The sequence below is a fragment of the Paracoccus versutus genome, from assembly GCF_029909795.1.
Classification (GTDB): domain Bacteria; phylum Pseudomonadota; class Alphaproteobacteria; order Rhodobacterales; family Rhodobacteraceae; genus Paracoccus; species Paracoccus versutus.
Genome location: NZ_CP038196.1, coordinates 1,691,598 through 1,709,899 on the forward strand (window position 1 = coordinate 1,691,598; position 18,302 = coordinate 1,709,899).

The window sequence follows — 18,302 nt, forward strand, 5'->3', positions numbered from 1 at the left end:
CGGCTCAGCCCGCCCAGGCGGCGGGGATCAGGCCGCGCAGCGCATTGCCGACCCACAGCCGGACGCGCGGCAGATCCTCGGCCCTCAGCAGTTCCTCGCGGCAGGTGCCCTCGGCCAGCATCCCGGCGCGCAGCACGCCCGGCAAAAGCCCGCAGGACAGGGGCGGCGTGCGCATCCCCTGCCCGCGGTCGAAGAAGACCGTGGTGATGGTGCCGTCGCAGACCTCGCCGCGCTCGTTCAGGAAGACCGCCTCCTCGATCCCCTCGGGCAGGGCGGCGCGGGCGGCGTCGTACTGCGCCCGCCGCGTGGTCTTGAGCCGCAGCCACGGATCGTCCGAGCGCAGCCGCGTCCCGGCCAGCGCCAGCCGCCACTCCGGCCGCGACTGCGGCAATGGGCCGCGCGTCACCTCGATCCGCCCAGCCCGGTCCAGCGTCAGCCGCAGCCGCGCGGGCTGGCCCGCAGGCGCGACCAGCGCCGCGCGGGCGGCCTGCAGGTCGCAGGGCCAGCCAAGCGCCCGCGCCCCCGCCGCCAGCCGCGCCAGGTGCCCCTGGATCCGGGGGCAGCCGGCGCCGTCCCACAGCACCGTCTCGATCAGCCTCAGATCGGGGTCGTCAGATCCTGCGCGTAGCGGGCTTTCCATAGCGCCTCCTCCCATTCGCCTTCGGCGGTCGAATCCTGCACCACGCCGCCGCCGACGTTCAGCGTGACCTCGCCATCCGGCCAGACCGACAGCGTGCGGATCGCGACCGAGAAACAGGCCGCCCCGTCCGGCGCCATCCAGCCGATGGCGCCGCAATAGACGCCGCGCGGGAACGGCTCGACCTCGCGGATGATCTGCATGGCGCGGATCTTGGGCGCGCCGGTGATCGAGCCGCAGGGAAACAGCGCACGCAACAGCGCGCCCAGGTCCGCCGGGCGTTCCAGCTGGCCCACCACGCGCGAACTCATCTGGTGGACGGTGGCAAAGCTGTCCACGGCGAAAAGCTCGGGCACCCGCACCGAACCCACGCGCGAGAGGCGGGCGATGTCGTTGCGCAGCAGGTCGACGATCATCAGGTTCTCGGCCCGGTTCTTTTCCGACGCCGCCAGCCCCGCCGCCAAGGCCGCGTCGCGCGCCGGATCGGGGTCGCGGGGTGCGGTGCCCTTCATCGGCCGCGCCTCGATCCGGCCCTGCGCATCCAGGCGAAAGAACAGCTCGGGCGAGCGCGAGACCACCACCGGCCCCTGCCCCAGATCGGCATAGGCGCCGAAGCCGACCGGCTGGCGCGCGGCCAGCGCGGCGTAAAGCTCCAACGCCGAGCCGGAGATCAGGCGCGAGCGGATGGGAAAGGTCAGGTTGATCTGGTAGCAATCCCCCGCCGCGATATAGTCGCGGGTGCGGGCAAAGGCCGCGGCATAATCCTGCGGCGAGATCATCGGCTCCAGCGGCGCCAGCCGGGCCGCGTCGCCCGCGGGCAGCGCCGGCGCGGGCTCGGGCGCGTCATGGACGGCGAAGGCCATGAGCGGCGTGCGCCGGTCGGCCGGCATGTCGCGCGCCAGCACCGGCTCCAGCGCATAGCCCAGCTCATAGGACAGGTAGCCCGCGATCCAGGCCCCCTGCCGGCGCCGCGCCTCGAGATGGTCGAGCGCGGCAAGGGCGTCCTCGGGGCGCGTGACCACCAGCACTTCCCGCGGATCCCGGAACAGGACCGGCTTGCCGTCAGGACCGAATTCGCAAAGGATCACGCGCGCCTCCATTCTCGCGGCGCGAGGTAGCATGGCCGGGGCGGCATGAACAATGGCCGGCGCTGGACCGGCGCGACAATCGCGCGGAATGCCGGGCTCTGCCGGGGCCTAGCAGGCTGCTGAAAAAGTCCTTGCGACAGGACAGTGCGGGCGGGGAACCGGGAAATCCACCTCAAATTTGCCGAAAACACCCCGTTTCCGGGCCGATATTAGCTGGATCCAGAACGATTTCTGCTGCGTGCCCTCTTAAAATCCTTTTTCAGCAGCCTGCTAGAGCGCCAACGCGACCCAGGCGCCGTTGCGCTTGCTGGAACGCAGGCAGGCATCGACGAAGGCCACGCCCTCCAGCCCCTCGCGGATGCCGGGAAAGACCACCGCCGGGTCGGGCGCGGCCTCGTCGCGGCGGACCAGGATGGCGCGCGCCGCCTCGGCATAGATGTTCGCGAAGCCCTCCAGATAGCCCTCGGGGTGGCCGGCGGGGATGCGGGTCAGGCGCGCGGCCTCGGCCCCGGTGCCGGCACCGCCGCGCGACAGCCGATAGCGCGGCCGGCCCAGCGGCGTGACCCACAGGGCATTGGGTTCCTCCTGCGCCCATTCGAGCCCGGCGCGGCTGCCATAGACCCGCAGCCGCAGCGCGTTCTCGCAGCCCGAGGCGACCTGCGAACACCACAGCATCCCGCGCGCCCCGCCGCGATAGCGCAGCAGCACATGGCCGTTGTCGTCGACCGGACGGCCGGGCACGAAGCTTTGCAGGTCGGCGGCCAGCGCCTCCAGCTCCAGCCCGGTGACGAAGCCGGCCAGGTTGAAGGCATGGGTGCCGATGTCGCCGATGGCCCCGCCCGCGCCGGATTGCGCCGGATCGGTGCGCCAGCCGGCCTGCTTGTTGCCCGCCTGCTCGATGGGCTCGGCCAGCCAGTCCTGGGCATATTCGACCTGCACCAGCCGGATCTCGCCCAGCTCGCCCGATGCGATCATGGCGCGGGCCTGCCGCACCATCGGATAGCCGGTGTAGTTGTGGGTCAGCACGAACAGCGCATCCGAATCCGCGGCGGCATTGGCCAGCTTGCGCGCCTCGGGCAGGGTCGCGGTCAAGGGCTTGTCGCAGATCACATGGATGCCACGTTTCAGGAACGCGCGGGCGACGGGGGCGTGCAGGTGGTTCGGGGTGACGATGGCCACCGCCTCGATCCCGTCCTTGCGCCGCGCCTCGCGCATGGCCATCTGCGCGAAATCGCCATAGGCGCGGCCCACGCCCAGTTCCGCCGCCGAGGCCGCGCTTTTTTCGGGCGTCGAGGAAAAGCAGCCCGCGACCAGCTCATACTGGTCGTCGATGCGGGCGGCGATGCGATGCACGCCGCCGATGAAGGCGCCCTGCCCGCCGCCGACCATGCCAAGGCGGATGCGGGGCGCGCGATGAACGGTCCGGGTCATGCCATGCTCCTTGCGGGATGTCCGGCGGCGGCAGGGAGGAGAAGGCCGCCGCCGGATCGGTTGCGCCTAGACAGCGAGGCTAAGGCCGGACTCGACCGAGGATTCCTCGGCCCGGTCCAGCAGGCGTTGCAGCGCCGCGCCGCGGGCGAAATCGGGATCGGCCGCCCCCTCGCCCCGGATCGCGGCGATGAAGCGCTGGTAGATCGTCGGCACCGGCGGGCATTCGACCTCGTGCCAGGCGGCGGTCTCCAGGTCCGGCGACAGGCAGGCGCGCAGCCGGCTCACGCGGTTCTCGAAGCCGACCTCCAGCCCGCCGCGGTCGCCGTAGATCCGCAGCCGCAGGTCGTTCAGGTGCCCGCTGGCAAAGCGCGTCGCCGCCACCGTCCCCAGCGCGCCGTTCTCCAGCACGATCTGCATGGTGGCGCTGTCGTTGGCGTCCAGCACATAGTCCCCGATCCGCCCGCCCGGCGCCTTGTCGAAGGTCTTGAGCAGACAGGAAACCTGCGCTGCATCCTGGCCGGCGATACAGGTGGCGAAGTCGAGGATATGGATGCCCACGTCGCCCAGCACGCCCTTGGAGCCATGCGCGGTCGACACCCGCCACAGCCATTTCGGGTCGGTGCGCCAGTCGCCCCAGCCGGGCTGGGTCAGCCAGCTTTGCAGGTAGCTCGCCTCGAAATGCCGCACCTCGCCGATCTCGCCCGCGCGCACCATGGCCGCGGCCTTTTGCAGCGCCGGCACGTCGCGATAGCTGAGATTGACCATGTTCACCACGCCCGCCCGCGCCGCCGCCTCGGCCATCGCCTCCGCATCGGCGGCATTGGTGGCCAGCGGCTTTTCGCAAAGCACATGCTTGCCCGCCGCCAGCAGCGGCATGGTGGTCGGGTAATGCGCGGCATCCGGCGTCACGTTGGTCGCGGCGTCGAATGCGCCCCAGGCCAGCGCCTCGTCCAGGCTGGCAAAGCCGCGGGCGATGCCGTGCTCGGCGTTGAAGGCGGCCAGCGGCTCGGGCCGCGGATCGACGCCGCCGACCAGCTCGACGCCGGGCATGGCGGCGAAGGCGCGGGCATGGTTCGCCGCCATGCCGCCGGTGCCGATGACGAGAAGCCGGACCATCAGCGATAGCCCTCTTCGCCGGCGGCGTGCAGCTTGGGACCGCGCTCCTCGATCGGCTCCAGCGCCTGTTCGACCGGGACATTGGGCGCGACGGTCGGCTCGGCCAGGCGCGCGGCCGGGTTATGCGCCCATTTCACCGCGTTCAGGATCACCCGCTGCACATTGGCGTCGTGATAGGTCGGATAGGTCTCGTGGCCGGGGCGGAAATAGAACACGTTGCCGGCCCCGCGCTTGTAGGTCAGGCCCGAGCGGAACACCTCGCCGCCCGCGAACCAGCTGACGAAGACGGTCTCCAGCGGCTCGGGCACGCCGAAGGGCTCGCCATACATCTCTTCGTGCTCCAGCTCGAAATGATCGGGCAGGCCGGCGGCGATGGGATGGTTGCGCGAGGTCAGCCACAGCCGCTCGCGCTCGCCCGCCTCGCGCCAGGTCAGGTTGCAGGGCGTGCCCATCAGCCGCTTGAAGGGCTTCGAGAAATGCGCCGAATGCAGGAAGATCATGCCCATGCCGGACCAGACCGCCTCGGCCACGCGCTCGACCACCGCGTCCTGCACCTCGCCATGGGCGCAATGGCCCCACCAGATCAGCACGTCGGTCTGGGCCAGCCTTTCGGCGGTCAGCCCATGCTCGGGGTCTTGCAGGGTCACGCTGCCGGCCGCGATGCCGCTATCGCGGTTCAGCGCCGCGGCGATGGTGTTGTGCATCCCGTCCGGGTAGATCCCGGCGACGGTCTTGTTCTTCTGCTCGTGGACGTTCTCGCCCCAGACAGTGACTCGGATGGTCATTCATCGCTCCTTGTTGTTCCCTGCGGGAACGGGTGGTGGGTTCAGCGGATCGGCGCGTCGTTGGCGTCGAAACGGTGCAGGTGGCCTTCGCGCGGCCCAAGGCTCAGCCGCGTGCCCAGCGGCAAGGCCAGCTTGCCCGGCTGGCGCACGACCATGGGCTCGGCCGCGCCGATCTCGACGAAAAGGTAATGGTCGGCGCCCAGATCCTCGGCATGGACGACCTCCCCCGACCAGGGACCGCCCTCGATGATGTCGATATGCTCGGGCCGGATGCCCAGGGTCGCGCAGTCATGCGCATGGGCGAAGCCGTCGGTCAGGAAGTTCATCTTGGGACTGCCGATGAAGCCCGCGACGAAGGTCGAGTTCGGCCGTTCGTAAAGCTCGGCCGGGGTGCCGACCTGCTCCAGCTTGCCGTCGCGCAGCACGGCGATGCGGTCGGCCAGCGTCATCGCCTCGACCTGGTCATGGGTGACGTAGATCATCGTCACGTCCTCCATGCCGTGGTGCAGCCTGGCGATCTCCAGCCGCGTCTGCACCCGCAGCGCCGCGTCGAGGTTCGACAGCGGCTCGTCGAACAGAAAGACGCGCGGGTCGCGCACGATGGCGCGGCCGATGGCGACGCGCTGGCGCTGGCCGCCCGACAGCTGCTTGGGCAGGCGGTCCAGCAGATGCTCGATCTGCAAGAGCCGCGCCGCCTCGCGCACGCGGCGGTCGATCTCGGCCTTGCCGGCCTTGGCCAGCTTCATGCCGAAGGCCATGTTGTCATAGACCTTCATATGCGGGTAAAGCGCATAGCTCTGGAACACCATGGCGATGCCGCGGTCCGAGGGCACCAGGTCGTTCACCCGCTGCCCGTCGAACAGCATGTCGCCGGTGGTGATCTCCTCGAGCCCCGAGATCAGCCGCAACAGCGTGGACTTGCCGCAGCCCGAGGGGCCGACGAAGACCATGAACTCGCCCTTGCGGATCTCCAGGTCGATGCCCTTGATGACCTGCAAGCCGCCATAGGACTTGGTGACGTTCTTCAACTCGATCTTGGCCATGGTTCAACCTTTCACGCCGCCGGCGGTCAGGCCCGCCACGATCTTGCGCTGGAAAATGAGGACGAGGACGATCAGCGGCACCGTCACGATGACCGAGGCGGCCATGATCGGGCCCCAGGGGATCTCTTGCTCGGACGCGCCCGAAAGCAGGCCGATGGCCACCGGCACGGTGCGCATGCTTTCGGTGCTGGTGAAGGTCAGCGCGAACAGGAACTCGTTCCAGGCGCCGATGAAGGCCAGAAGCCCGGTCGTCACCATCGCCGGCCACAGCAGCGGCAGGAAGACGCGGGTGATGATGATCCAGGGGCTGGCGCCGTCGACGATCGCCGCCTCCTCGATCTCGACCGGCAGGTCGCGCATGAAGGTGGTCAGCACCCAGACGGTAAAGGGCAGCGTGAAGATCGTATAGGACAGGATCATCGCCCAATGGGTGTTGAAGATGCCCAGGAAGCGCACCAGCTCGAACAGCCCGGCCAGCACCGCGATCTGCGGAAACATCGACACGGCCAGGATGGTCATCAGCAAGAGCCCCCGCCCCCGGAACCGCACCCGCGCCAGCGCGTATGAGGCGGTGACGCCCAGGAACAGCGACAGCCCGACCGTGGCCGTGGCGATCACCAGCGAGTTGCCGATGGAGTAAAGGAAGTTCTTCGACCCCAGCACCGCCTGGTAGTTGCGCAGGTCGAACCCCGCGGGCAGGTAGTTCACCCGAAACAGCGCCGTCCCCGAGGCGAAGCTGGTCACGACGGCATAGTAGAAGGGAAAGACCGAAAAGACGACGATCACCACGACCAGCGCATAAAAGCCGATCTGTTTCAGCAGCTTGTGACGGGTCATTTCGAGCCCTCCCCGCCCAGGTCCACGCGGCCGAGCCAGATATAGGCGCTGACGAAGACGGCGATGATCGCGAACAGCAGCGTCGATTGCGCCGCGCCATAGGCGAACTTGTCGAAGTCGATCATGTTCTCGCGGCTGATGACCGACATGGTCTTGGTAGCCGAACTGTTCGGCGTCAGCACATAGATCAGGTCGAAGATGCGCAGCGCGTCGAGCATGCGAAAGATCACCGCCACCATCAGCGCCGGCTTGATCAGCGGCAGGGTGACGCGGAAGAACACCTTGACCGGGTGGATGCCGTCGATCCGCGCCGCCTCGTAGATGTCGCGCGGCACCATCTGCAACCCGGCCAGGATCAGCAGCGCCATGAAGGGCGTGGTCTTCCAGATGTCCACGATCAGCACGGCGGTCATCGCCGTCTCGGTGCTGGCGGTCCAGGCGATCTTCTCGCCGATCAGCCCCAGCCGCAGCAGGATGTCGTTCAGGATCCCGAACTGGTCGTTCAGCATCCAGGCCCACATCTTGGCCGAGACGATGGTCGGGATCGCCCAGGGGATCAGGATGGCGGCGCGCACCAGGGCGCGGCCCTTGAACTCGGCGTTCAGCACCAGGGCGACGATCAGGCCCAGCACCGTCTCGAACCCGACCGAGATCAGCGAGAAGCGGACGGTGTTCCAGACCGCGTTCCACCAGGCCGGATCGACCAGCGTGCCGCGCCAGACCACCCGGCCCGAGGACAGCGTGCGCATCGACAGGTAGTTGTCGAAGCCGATCCATTCGCCGCCATAGAGGTTCGACAGCGTGGTGTTGGTGAACGAGAACCAGATGGTGCGCGCCAGCGGCCAGGCCGCGACGCAGAGCAGCGCGAAAAGCATGGGGGCCAGGAACCAGAAGGCCGCCCTTTGCCGACGCTGCCGCAGGCTGGGACCGCCGGGGCGGCCCGCGATGGGGTCAGTCATGGGGGAAACTCCTCATCGGCCGCAAGGGCCGCTCGGGGCCGGCGGGCTTGCGCGCCGGCCCCCGCCAAGCGCCTTACCAGCCCGAACCCTGCATGTCGCTCAGGTCCAGCTCCAGCAGTTCCAGGTTCTCGGCCGCGGTGCCGTTGCCCGACAGCGTGTCATGCACGGCCGACCAGAATTTCGACGAGACCTCGTTATACTTGCTCTTGGTCGGCCCCGACGGGCGCGGCACCGCATCGGCGAAGACCTCTTTCCAGCGCGGGATCAGCGGCACCGCCTCGGCGATCTCGGGGTCGTCGTAAAGCGCGACCACGGTCGGCAGGTTGCCGTCCAGCAGCGCGCGGCGCTTCTGCGCCTCGGCCGAGGCGAGATAAAGCGCCAGGTCGACCGCCGCCTCCTGCTTGGTCGAGAATTTCGACACCGCGACGTTCCAGCCGCCCAGGGTCGCGGCCGAGCCGGCCTCTTCGGTGCCGGCGGGCAGCGGCGCCACGTCGAACTTGCCCTTGACCGCGCTGTCCGCGCCCGCGCTCAGCGCGAAGGCATAGGGCCAGTTGCGCATGAAGACGGCATTGCCGGTCTGCCAGACGCCGCGCGCCTCTTCTTCCTTGTGCGCCAGCACGCCGCGCGGGCTGATGGTGCCGATCCAGCCGGCCGCCAGTTCCAGCGCCGCCACCGCCTGCGGATTGTTGATCGAGATGGTGCCGTCCGCCTCGACGATCTGGCCGCCGCCAAAGGACTTCACCCATTCCAGCGCGTTGCAGGTCAGCCCCTCATAGGCATTGCCCTGCCAGACGAAGCCCCACAGGTCGCCCTGGCCTTCGGCGCGCTCGCCGTCCTGGACCAGCTTGGCGGTCTCGGTCAGCTCGGCCCAGGTCTTGGGCACCGGCTTGCCGTATTTCTCCAGCAGGTCGGTGCGGTAGTAAAGCGCCGGGGCATCGGTATAAAGCGGCAGCGCCACCAGCTTGCCGTCCGAGGTCTGGCTTTCGATGACCGAGGGGAAATGCTCGCCCAGGATGTCCTTGGCCGCCTCGGACAGGTCGACGAAATATTCGGACAGCTGCGGCGCCCAGATCACGTCGGTCTGATAGAGGTCCACATCCGCCGTCCCCGCCGCCAGCCACAGCCGGTATTGCGCGAACTGGTCCGAGCTGGACTGCGGCATCGGCACCAGCGTCACCGTGTGGCCGGTGCGTTCCTCCCAAGGCTTGACCAGATCCTTGAAATGCTCGGCCTGCTTGCCCACGCCGCCGGCGACATAGAACAGCTCGTCCGCCACGGCAGGCAGCGCGATGCTGCCCAGCAGCGCGGCCAATGCGACCGGGCGCAGCGCGCCCCGGCTGATTTTTCCCATCCTCATCCTCCCCTTGGTAAAGGTGCCTCCCAGCACCGTTCGCAGCATCGGGCGCCCCTGCCTGCGCCCCGTTCCGAAACCTTTCGGGAATTTCCTACCGCATCCGGCCGATCCGGTCAATAATTCCGGCAGACCCCGCCGGAAACCTCCGACAGGTGGCAAAAAACCATGCATTTCCTGGGGAAAACCGTATCGGCGCTGCGGGTGTCGCGGCGACCGGGCGGGGCGGCGGATGTCATACGCTAACATCGCAGGGCGCATTTCGCCGCCAAGGGCGCTTTCGCGGCCGAATCACCGGCGCTAGGCCAAGAATCGGCCGCCGTGCGGGTTTCCAAAACATTTCGGAGACGAAAACCGGCCAGACCCGCCGGATTGGGGAAAGCGGCGCCGGAAACCGGCGCCGCGGGGGCTCTAGCCGTTCAGCAGGCGGCGCAGGCTCGCCAGGGCGCGCTCGCGGTCCTCCTGATAGCCGATCAGCCCGGCATAATCGCCATTGCCGTCAAAGAGCAGCATGGTCGAGGAATGGTCCATGGTGTAGTCGCCCCCTTCCAGCGGCGACTTGCGGGCATAGATGCGGAAGGCCTTGACCGCCTTGGCGACCTCCTCGGGCGCGCCCGAGACGCCGACCACCCCCGGCACCCAGGACACGTATTCGCGCAGCGCCTCGACCGTGTCGCGCTCGGGGTCGACGGTGACGAAGAACACCCGCAGCTTCTTGCCGTCCTCGCCCAGTTCCTCCTGCCAGCTGGCGACGTCGCCCAGCGTGGTCGGGCAGACGTCCGGGCAATGGGTGAAGCCGAAGAACACCGCCGAGGGCTGGCCCTTCAGCGCGGCCTGGCTGAACTCGGTGCCGTCGGTCGCCACCAGCCGGTAGTCGCCCCGCCCCAGCGCCGCCGTCCCGGCATCGGCGATCGAGCCCGTGCCCGAACCCGAGCGGGGCGAGACGAACTGGAACCAGCCCAAGCCGGCCAGCGCCAGCACGACCAGCGCCCAAAGCGCATAGCGCAGCGGTTTCAACCCGGACTTGCCCTTAGTGCCCGCCATGGCCACCCCCTTGATGCGCCGCCCCGGCATTGCGCGGCCCGACCGCCAGCGGCAGGCTGACCTCGCCCGCCTTCTCGAAGCTCAGCGTGACGTTCACCGTCTCGCCCTCGACCAGCGGCTGTTTCAATTCCATGAACATCAGGTGATAGCCGCCGGGTTTCAATTCAACCGTGGCGCCGGCCGGGATCGCCAGACCCTCGGGCAATTGGCGCATCCGCATCACCTCGCCCTCCATCGCCATCTCATGGATCTCGGTGCGGCCGGCGAAATCGGCATGGGCCGCGACCAGCCGGTCCTCGGCCCCGCCGTTGGCGATGGTCAGGAAGCCGCCCGCCACCGGCGCGCCGGGGGGCGTCGCGCGGCTGAAGGCGCCGCTGAGCGACAGGTCGCCCAGGACCACCGGCCCGGCATCCGCCGCCTGATCGGCCTGGCCCTGCCCGTGTCCATGACCGTGACCCGCCTTGCCCGCCATGACCGTCAGCCCCGGCGCGGGGTTCGGCACGTCCTTGCTGCCCGAGACGTCGGTCCAGTCGGCCTTGCCATCCGCGCATTCCTGCACGGTCGGGAAATACAGCACCGTGCCCGGCGCCACATCCGCGCCAAGGGTGCCGCGGATGACGAATTCGTCATACCAGTCGTCCTGCAACGCGCCGCCGGACCAGATCACTTCGCGCGTGCCCTCGGTCATCTGCGTGCCGTGGTTGTCGAAGGGCTTGGCATAGGCGCCCTTGACCGTCTCCAGCGCCCAGCCCGGCTTGGGCATGGGCTTGGCGTTGTAGAAGCCATCGGGCAGTTGCACCCGCAGGGTTTGGGTGGCCTGGCCGTCGCAGCCGTGGCCGATGCGGATCACCGCGCGATAGGCGGCGCCGGCCGGGGCCTCGGATTTCTCCAGCGTGGCATGGGACAGGGCCGGACCGGCCGCAAGGCCAAGAAGCGTGGCGCAAAGCGCGGCGAAAACAGGTTTTTGCATGATCGTTCTCATCTGATGGGAAAGGCACCGCCGGGCCCTGGCCCGCCGGCTGCCGAAGCAGGATTCCGTCAGATGAGGCGCGGCGGCCCCCGCGCCGAGGGCTCGGGCAGGGCCGAGGCATGCGGCGGGGCCGGCGGTGCGGGCCAAAGCGCCAGCCGCGCCGCGGCCGCCATGGGCCGGGGCGCATCGGCGACGACCCCTTGCAGCGCCGGCTGGCCATGCGGCGCCCAATCGCAGGCATGGGGATCGCCATGCGGCATCTCGTCCGCCGGGACCAGGCTGCCATCGGCCGCCACGGCCATCTGGACCGGCCCCTCGCCCGAACACAGCACGACGGCGACGCTGCCCTGCGCGTCGCGGACGAACATGGTGCCGGGCTGGATCAGCGAGAACAGCAGGAAAGGCAGCACCGCCAGCCAGCAGCACAGGCGCCGCAGCGCCGTGCCGCGTCCAAGCCTCGTCGTCCGATGTCCGCTTCGACCCCGCATGGGCGCAGCCCTGTCAGAAATCGGGGCCGGAGAAAAGGGACAATCTGCCGCAATCACCGGCGAATCGTCCGCGCCAGCACCATCACCGGCAGGATGCCGATGACGACGATGATCAGCGCGGCGATGGCGGCGTCCTCATAGGTGCCGCGCGCCGCCTCGCCGTAAAGATGGGTCGAGAGCGTCTCGAAGTTCAGCGGCCGCAGCAGCAGCGTGGCGGGCAGTTCCTTGACGCAATCGACGAAGATCAACAGCCCCGAGGCCGCCAGCGCCGGGCGCGAGATCGGCACATGCACCTGCCGGAACACCTGGCCGGGGCTGCGGCCCAGCGTCCGCGCCGCATGGTCGAGCGAGGCGGGCACCCGGCTCAGCCCGGCCTCGATCCCGCCGGTGGCGATGGCGAGGAAGCGCGCGACATAGGCATAGACCAGCGCCGCGCCCGACCCCAGCAGCAAAAGCCCCGGCCCCGCGCCCAGCAGCGCCTGCGAGACGGCGGCGATCTGCCGGTCGGCCAGCGCGATCACCGGCAAAAGCCCGATGGCCAGGATGGTGCCCGGCACCGCATAGCCCAGCGTCGAAAGCCGCGCCATGCTGCGGGTCAGGCGCCCCGGCCGCATCCGCGCCGCCCCGGTCACGACCAGGCCCAGCACCAGCGCGACCAGCGTCGCCAGCGCGGCGAAAAGGGCGGTGTTGCCGGCCTCTTCGATGATGCGCGGCGAAAGCCCGGCAAAGCGATAGCGCGCCCAGGCCGCACCGACCAGATACCAGGCCGGCGCCGCGAAACCCAGGGCCACCGGCAGCGCGCAGACCAGCGTGGCCCCCCAGGCGCGCCAGCCGCGCAGGCGCGTGCGCCGCAGGGGCTGTGCGCCCGCGGCATAGCGCTGGCGCCGGCGGCCGCGGCGCTCCAGCATCACCAGCGCCATGGTGATGGCCAGCATCGCCAGCGCGATCTGCGCCGCCCCCGGCAGGTCCGAGCGGTTGATCCAGGTCGAATAGACCGAGACGGTCAGCGTGCGCACGCCCAGGAACTCGGCCGCGCCGATGTCGTTCATCGCCTCCATCAGCGCCAGCGCCGTGCCGATGGCGACGGCGGGCCGGGCCAGCGGCAAGGCCACGCGCAGGAAGCCGGCGACCGGCCCCGCCCCCAGGCTCCGCCCCGCATCCAGCAGGTTGCCGGCCTGCATGGCGAACAGCGCCCGCACCGGCAGGTAGACATAGGGGTAAAGCACCAGCCCCAAGAGCAGGATGCAGCCCGGCATCGAGCGGATGTCGGGCAGGCGGAACTCGCGCGGGCTGGAATAGCCCAGCCAGCCGCGGATCGCGCCCTGCACCGGCCCGACCGGGTGCAAGAGGTCCAGATAGGCATAGGCGACGATATAGGTCGGCACCGCCAGCGGCAGCAGCAGCGCCCAGCCGAAGAAGCGCCGGCCCGGAAAGTCGCAGGCCGCGACCAGCCAGGCCGTGACCGTGCCCAGCGTGGCGACGATGGCGCCGACGCCGACCAGCAGGATCACCGTCTGCCGCGCCGCCACCGGCAGCACGTTGCTGACCAGATGCGCCCAGAGCCCCGGACTGCCCCGCAGCGCGAACAGCCCCAGCGCCAGAACCGGCAGCAGGACAAGCGCGGCGACGGCCAGTGCCGCCGCCTGCCAGCCCATCCCCGCGCGGACGCGGGGGGCTCGTGTCAGTTCCGGGGTCATGCGGCCTGCGCCCGCGGCGGGCTCAGTTGTCGAAGCCGACCGCCTCGGCCAGTTCGCTCGCCGCCTTGCGCTGGCGGGCGATCTCGGTCAGGTCGGTGCCGTCGACCTGAAGCCCCGCCATGTCCTCGATCACCGGGCTGACCGCGACGCCGGGCTTGACCGGATATTCGAAATTCGCCTCGGCATAGATCCTTTGCGCCTCGTCCGAGACCAGGTATTCCAGCAGCTGCACCGCCTGGTCGCGGTTCGGCGCGTGCTTGGCCACCGCCGCGCCCGAGACGTTGACCTGCGTGCCGCCGCCCTCGAAGGTGGGCAGGATGACCTTGATCGCCTTGACCCATTCCTCCTGCTCGGGGCCGCCGGCACCGCTGCGCATCAGCCCGACGTAATAGGAATTGGCGATGCCGATCTCGCAGATGCCGCCCATGATGTCGCGCGCCACGTCGCGGTCGCCGCCGCCGGCGGTGCGGGCCAGGTTCGCCTTGACGCCTTCCAGCCATGCCTTGGCGGCCTCTTCGCCGTGATGCACGATGTAGGAGGCGGTCAGCGCCACGTTATAGGGATGCTGCCCCGAACGAATGCAGACCTTGCCCTTCCATTCCGGCTTGGCCAGATCCTCGTAGGTAAAGCTCGCCAGGTCCAGATCCTTGTCGGCGTAAAGCACCCGCGCCCGCTGCGACAGCGCGAACCAGTTGCCGTCCTTGTCGCGCAGGTTCTCGGGGATGGCGGCGGCCAGCACCTCGGATTCGACCGGCTGGGTCAGGCCGCGGTCGACCAGGTCGACCAGGTTGCCGATGTCCACGGTCATCAGCACGTCGGCGGGCGAGGCGTCGCCTTCCTGCTCGACCCGCTCGGGCAGGCCGTCCTTGAGGAAGATCGTATTGACCTTCACCCCGGTGGTTTCGCTGAACGATGCCAGCAGCGGCTCGATCAGATTCGGCTCGCGCGTGGTGTAAAGGTTCAATTCCTGGGCACTTGCGGCGACGGCCTGTGCCGCCAACAGGACACCGATCACTCCAGATAGTCCGACACGCATTCCCTGTCCTCCTTGCGATTTCTCGACATGTTTACTAAACTAATTAGTAATGTAAACTATTCTCATGCGGTTGCGGTCACGAAGGGATGCCGATGAACCAATTCGCCAGCCCTCCCGACTGGGCCAGCCAGGTGGATGCGCCAGATGCCACCCCGTCCCTGCCCATGCTGGAGGTCGAGGCGCTGTGCCGCCGCTTCGCCGGCGTGGCGGCGGTCGAGGATGTCGGCTTTCGCGTGGCGCCGGGCCAGGTGACATGCCTGCTGGGCCCTTCGGGCTGCGGCAAGTCCACCACGCTGCGCATGATCGCGGGCATCGAGCGGCCCGATTCCGGCGCCGTCCGCATCGCCGGCCGGCCGATGTCGGGCGCCGGCGCCTTCCTTCCGCCCGAACGCCGGCCGGTCGGCATGGTGTTCCAGGATTTCGCGCTGTTCCCGCATCTGGACGTGGCGGCGAATGTCGGCTTCGGCCTGCGCGGCCCGGCGCGGCAGGACCGCGACCGGATCGCCGCGCTGCTGGAGCGCGTGGGCCTGTCCGGCCATGCCGCGAAATACCCGCACGAGCTTTCGGGCGGCGAGCAGCAGCGCGTGGCGCTGATCCGGGCCCTGGCGCCGCGCCCTTGCCTGATGCTGATGGACGAGCCCTTCTCCAGCCTCGACCACCGGCTGCGCGACGGGGTGCGCGACGCGGCGCTGGACCTGCTGCGCGAAACCGAAACCGCAGTGGTGATGGTCACGCACGACCCCGAAGAGGCGATGCTGATGGGCCATCGCATCGCCGTCATGCGCCGGGGCCGGCTGATCCAGGAAGGCCGCCCGGACGAGCTTTACAACCGCCCGGCCGACCGCGGCGTGGCGGCCTTCTTCTCGGACCTGAACATCGTCGCGGGACGGGTGGCGGGCGGGCGGGTGCAGACCGTGCTGGGCGCCTTTCCCGCCCCCGGCCTTGCCGAGGGCAGCCGGGCCGAGGTCGCCGTCCGCCCGCAGCACCTGGTCCCGGCCGAGGCCGGCGGCACCCCGGCGCGGGTCGAGCGCGCGCGCTATCTGGGCCGCGAAAGCCTGATCGAGATCCGGCTGGAACCCGGCGGCGCGGCGATGAAATCCCGCATCCCCGGCCTGGTCCTGCCCGCGCCGGGCAGCCTGATCCGCGTCGCAGTCCAGCCCGGCAGCGCCATGGTCTTTGCCGGCGACGGCGCATAGGCGCGGCCCATTCCCTATTCGGCGGCGGTGCGGCGGGCGGTGCCGGCCTCCAGCAGCGCGCGGATCTCGGGCCGGCACGAGCCGCAATTGGTGCCCGCCCGCAGCGCCTGCCCCACCGCCTCGACCGAGGTCAGGGCCTGGGTGGCGATGGCCCGCACGATGCTGTTCACCCCGATGCCGAAGCAGGCGCAGACCAGCGCGCCTTCGTCCGGGCGGTCGGCGCCGGGGCGGCCGGCCAGCGCCTCGGCCCCGCTTTCGCCCAGCAGCGCCGCGACATGGCTGCGCGACAGGCCCACCGGCTCGGGCGCGACGAACAGCGCCGCCTGCAAGCGGCCCTCGCGCAGGAAGGCCAGCCGCACCTGCCCGCGGGCGCGGTCATGCAGCACCAGCGGCTCGTCCGGCAGGCCGAACAGCGCGCGGGCATGGGCGGTCCAGTCCTGCACCGGCTCCAGCCCGGCCAGTTCGGCCTGCTCGCCCCGCGGCAGCGTGGCCCGCGCCCAATAGGCGCAATCCGGGCGGATCGGACCCGCCGAGACGGCAAAGCCGAACCAGCGCGCGGCAAGGGGCCGGATCGCCACCGCCGCCGATTTCAGCGCCGGCTGGCCCGAGACCGGATCGACCGTCCCCGGCACCAGCGCATCGACCCGGCCCGAGGGCGCGGTCTCGCCCGTCCAATGCATCGGCGCAAAGGGATGGCCCGGCGCCACGCGGTCGCTGACCAGCACCCGCAGCACGGCGCGGCCATGCGGGCTTACGACCTCGGCCAGGCTGGCGGGCGCCAGGCCCAGCCGGGCGGCATCGCCGGGATGCAGCTCCAGGAAGGGCTCGGCCAGGTGGCGCGACAGGCGCGGCGACAGGCCGGTGCGGGTCATCGTGTGCCAATGATCGCGCACCCGGCCGGTATTCAGCTGGAACGGACGATCCGCGCCAGCCGGCTGCGGCACGCGCGGCGTGACCGCGACCAGCCGCCCGCGACCCGAGGGCGTATGGAACCGCCCGTCGCCAAAGAAGCGCCCGCCCTGCCGGCGCGCCGATTGCGGCCACAGGAAGGGCTCCAGCGCGTCATACTCCGCCTGGGCGATGCCGGCATGGGCCGAGATGTCGAAATCGCTGCCCAACCCGCCCGCGATGCCCGACAGCGCGGCATGTTCGGCAAAGACCTGCGCCGGGCTGGTCCAGCCGAAGGCCCCCGGCCAGCCCATGCGGCGCCCGACCTCGGCCAGGATGCGCCAGTCGTCGCGCGCCTGGCCCGCGGGGGCAAGCGTCCGGCGCTGGCGGCTGATGCGGCGTTCCGAATTCGTCACCGTGCCGTCCTTTTCGCCCCAGCCGGTCGCCGGCAGCAGGACATGCGCCAGCCGCGTGGTGTCGGTCCGCGCCATGATGTCCGAGACCACGACGAAATCGCAGCCGGCGATGGCGCGGGCGACGCGGTCGGCCTCGGGCATGGTCACGGCGGGGTTGGTGCAGATGATCCACAGCGCCTTGATCCGGCCGTCCTCGACCGCGCGGAACATGTCCACGGCCTTCAGCCCCGGCCGCTCGGCCATGCGGGGCGCGTTCCAGAAACCGCGCACCGCCGCGCGATGCGCGGGGTTCTCGATCTCCAGGTGGCAGGCCAGCATGTTGGCGAGCCCGCCGACCTCGCGCCCGCCCATGGCGTTGGGCTGGCCGGTGACGCTGAACGGGCCCATGCCCGGCCGGCCGATGCGGCCGCTGGCCAGGTGGCAGTTCAGGATCGCGTTCACCTTGTCGGTGCCGCTGTCGGACTGGTTCACGCCCTGCGACCAGACCGTCACCACCTTGTCGCTGTGCAGCCACAGGTCGAGGAACTGCCTGATCTGGCTGTGCGCCAGCCCGGTGGCCGAGGGCAGCGTCTCGCGCGCCGCAGTCATGGCATCCTCGATTCCTTCCAGGTTGTCGGCGCAGATCTCTGATCTTCTGCCGATTTCCGCCAGCAGCAAGTTGAACAGCGCCGCATCCGAACCCGGCGCCAGCGGCAGATGCAGGTCGGCGATGTCGCAACTCGCGGTGCGGCGCGGATCGACCACCACGACCCGCGTGCCCCGCGCCTCGCGCGCCGCGGCCAGCCGCTGGTAAAGCACCGGATGGCACCAGGCCAGGTTCGAGCCGACCAGCACCACCGTATCGGCCAGCTCCAGATCCTCGTAGAGCCCCGGCACCGTGTCCGAGCCGAAGGCCCGCCGGTGCCCCGCCACCGCCGAGGCCATGCAAAGCCGCGAATTGGTGTCGATGTTGCCCGAGCCGATGAAGCCCTTCATCAGCTTGTTGGCGACATAGTAATCCTCGGTCAGGAGCTGCCCCGAGACGTAGAAGCCGACCGAATCCGGCCCGTGTTCGGCGATGGTTTCGGTGAATCGGCGCGCGACCAGGTCCAGCGCCTCGTCCCAGCCGGCCTCGCGCCCGTGGATGCGCGGGGCGAGCAGCCGGCCGGCATGGCCGACCGTCTCGCCGAGCGCCGAGCCCTTGACGCAGAGCCGGCCCTTGTTCGCCGGATGCGCGGGGTCGCCGGCGATGCCCAGCCCGCCGCGGCCGTCCGGCGCGGCCAGCACGCCGCAGCCCACGCCGCAATAGGGACAGGTGGTGCGGATGGTCTGCATCGGGGC

The 18,302-nt window shown here is 70.0% G+C and carries 16 protein-coding genes; 1 reads left to right on the forward strand and 15 read right to left on the reverse strand.

Annotated features, from left to right (window positions below):
* Nucleotides 1-4: 4 nt before the first annotated feature.
* The 14 genes from E3U25_RS08365 to E3U25_RS08430 form a co-directional block, all read right to left on the reverse strand.
* Nucleotides 5-640 carry an aminotransferase class IV family protein gene (locus tag E3U25_RS08365; protein WP_116220662.1) on the reverse strand — a complete coding sequence of 212 codons (636 nt, stop codon included), beginning with the start codon at nucleotides 638-640 and terminating at the stop codon, nucleotides 5-7.
* Nucleotides 598-1,725: an aminodeoxychorismate synthase component I gene (locus E3U25_RS08370; protein ID WP_166435383.1), complete on the reverse strand. Its 1,128-nt coding sequence runs from the start codon at nucleotides 1,723-1,725 to the stop codon at nucleotides 598-600. Before E3U25_RS08370 ends, E3U25_RS08365 begins: the two co-directional genes overlap by 43 nt.
* 270 nt (nucleotides 1,726-1,995) lie before the next feature.
* Entirely contained in the window at nucleotides 1,996-3,156 is a 1,161-nt protein-coding gene (locus E3U25_RS08375; RefSeq protein WP_116220660.1) for a Gfo/Idh/MocA family protein, read from the reverse strand.
* Between the two features lie 66 nt (nucleotides 3,157-3,222).
* Nucleotides 3,223-4,272 (reverse strand): Gfo/Idh/MocA family protein, encoded by a 1,050-nt coding sequence (locus E3U25_RS08380; protein WP_116220659.1) that lies wholly within the window; start codon nucleotides 4,270-4,272, stop codon nucleotides 3,223-3,225.
* Nucleotides 4,272-5,057, reverse strand: coding sequence for a ThuA domain-containing protein (locus E3U25_RS08385; RefSeq protein WP_116220658.1), 786 nt, complete (start codon nucleotides 5,055-5,057; stop codon nucleotides 4,272-4,274). The genes E3U25_RS08380 and E3U25_RS08385 overlap by 1 nt, the downstream gene beginning before the upstream one ends.
* 41 nt (nucleotides 5,058-5,098) lie before the next feature.
* Nucleotides 5,099-6,100 (reverse strand): ABC transporter ATP-binding protein, encoded by a 1,002-nt coding sequence (locus E3U25_RS08390; RefSeq protein ID WP_036753420.1) that lies wholly within the window; start codon nucleotides 6,098-6,100, stop codon nucleotides 5,099-5,101.
* Nucleotides 6,101-6,103: 3 nt separating this feature from the next.
* Nucleotides 6,104-6,937: a carbohydrate ABC transporter permease gene (locus tag E3U25_RS08395; protein ID WP_036753423.1), complete on the reverse strand. Its 834-nt coding sequence runs from the start codon at nucleotides 6,935-6,937 to the stop codon at nucleotides 6,104-6,106.
* Nucleotides 6,934-7,896, reverse strand: a complete 963-nt coding sequence (locus E3U25_RS08400; RefSeq protein WP_028713855.1) for a carbohydrate ABC transporter permease — start codon at nucleotides 7,894-7,896, stop codon at nucleotides 6,934-6,936. Before E3U25_RS08400 ends, E3U25_RS08395 begins: the two co-directional genes overlap by 4 nt.
* 73 nt (nucleotides 7,897-7,969) lie before the next feature.
* Nucleotides 7,970-9,247: an ABC transporter substrate-binding protein gene (locus E3U25_RS08405; RefSeq protein WP_036753426.1), complete on the reverse strand. Its 1,278-nt coding sequence runs from the start codon at nucleotides 9,245-9,247 to the stop codon at nucleotides 7,970-7,972.
* A gap of 411 nt (nucleotides 9,248-9,658) precedes the next feature.
* Nucleotides 9,659-10,291: an SCO family protein gene (locus E3U25_RS08410; RefSeq protein ID WP_116221664.1), complete on the reverse strand. Its 633-nt coding sequence runs from the start codon at nucleotides 10,289-10,291 to the stop codon at nucleotides 9,659-9,661.
* A complete protein-coding gene (locus E3U25_RS08415) occupies nucleotides 10,278-11,261 on the reverse strand; it encodes a DUF1775 domain-containing protein (RefSeq protein ID WP_166435382.1) in 984 nt (327 codons plus the stop codon). Before E3U25_RS08415 ends, E3U25_RS08410 begins: the two co-directional genes overlap by 14 nt.
* Before the next feature lie 68 nt (nucleotides 11,262-11,329).
* Nucleotides 11,330-11,749, reverse strand: a complete 420-nt coding sequence (locus E3U25_RS08420; RefSeq protein WP_116220656.1) for a DUF2946 family protein — start codon at nucleotides 11,747-11,749, stop codon at nucleotides 11,330-11,332.
* Between the two features lie 53 nt (nucleotides 11,750-11,802).
* Entirely contained in the window at nucleotides 11,803-13,446 is a 1,644-nt protein-coding gene (locus E3U25_RS08425) for an ABC transporter permease (RefSeq protein WP_116220655.1), read from the reverse strand.
* A gap of 22 nt (nucleotides 13,447-13,468) precedes the next feature.
* Entirely contained in the window at nucleotides 13,469-14,482 is a 1,014-nt protein-coding gene (locus E3U25_RS08430) for a Fe(3+) ABC transporter substrate-binding protein (RefSeq protein WP_036753436.1), read from the reverse strand.
* Between the two features lie 92 nt (nucleotides 14,483-14,574).
* On the opposite strand from E3U25_RS08430, the gene E3U25_RS08435 reads away from it, so the two are divergent.
* Complete coding sequence (locus tag E3U25_RS08435) at nucleotides 14,575-15,678, forward strand: ABC transporter ATP-binding protein (RefSeq protein ID WP_116221663.1); 1,104 nt, start codon at nucleotides 14,575-14,577, stop codon at nucleotides 15,676-15,678.
* Between the two features lie 14 nt (nucleotides 15,679-15,692).
* Here the strand turns inward: E3U25_RS08435 and E3U25_RS08440 are convergent, their stop codons facing one another.
* Complete coding sequence (locus tag E3U25_RS08440; RefSeq protein WP_116220654.1) at nucleotides 15,693-18,296, reverse strand: nitrate reductase; 2,604 nt, start codon at nucleotides 18,294-18,296, stop codon at nucleotides 15,693-15,695.
* Nucleotides 18,297-18,302: the final 6 nt, after the last annotated feature.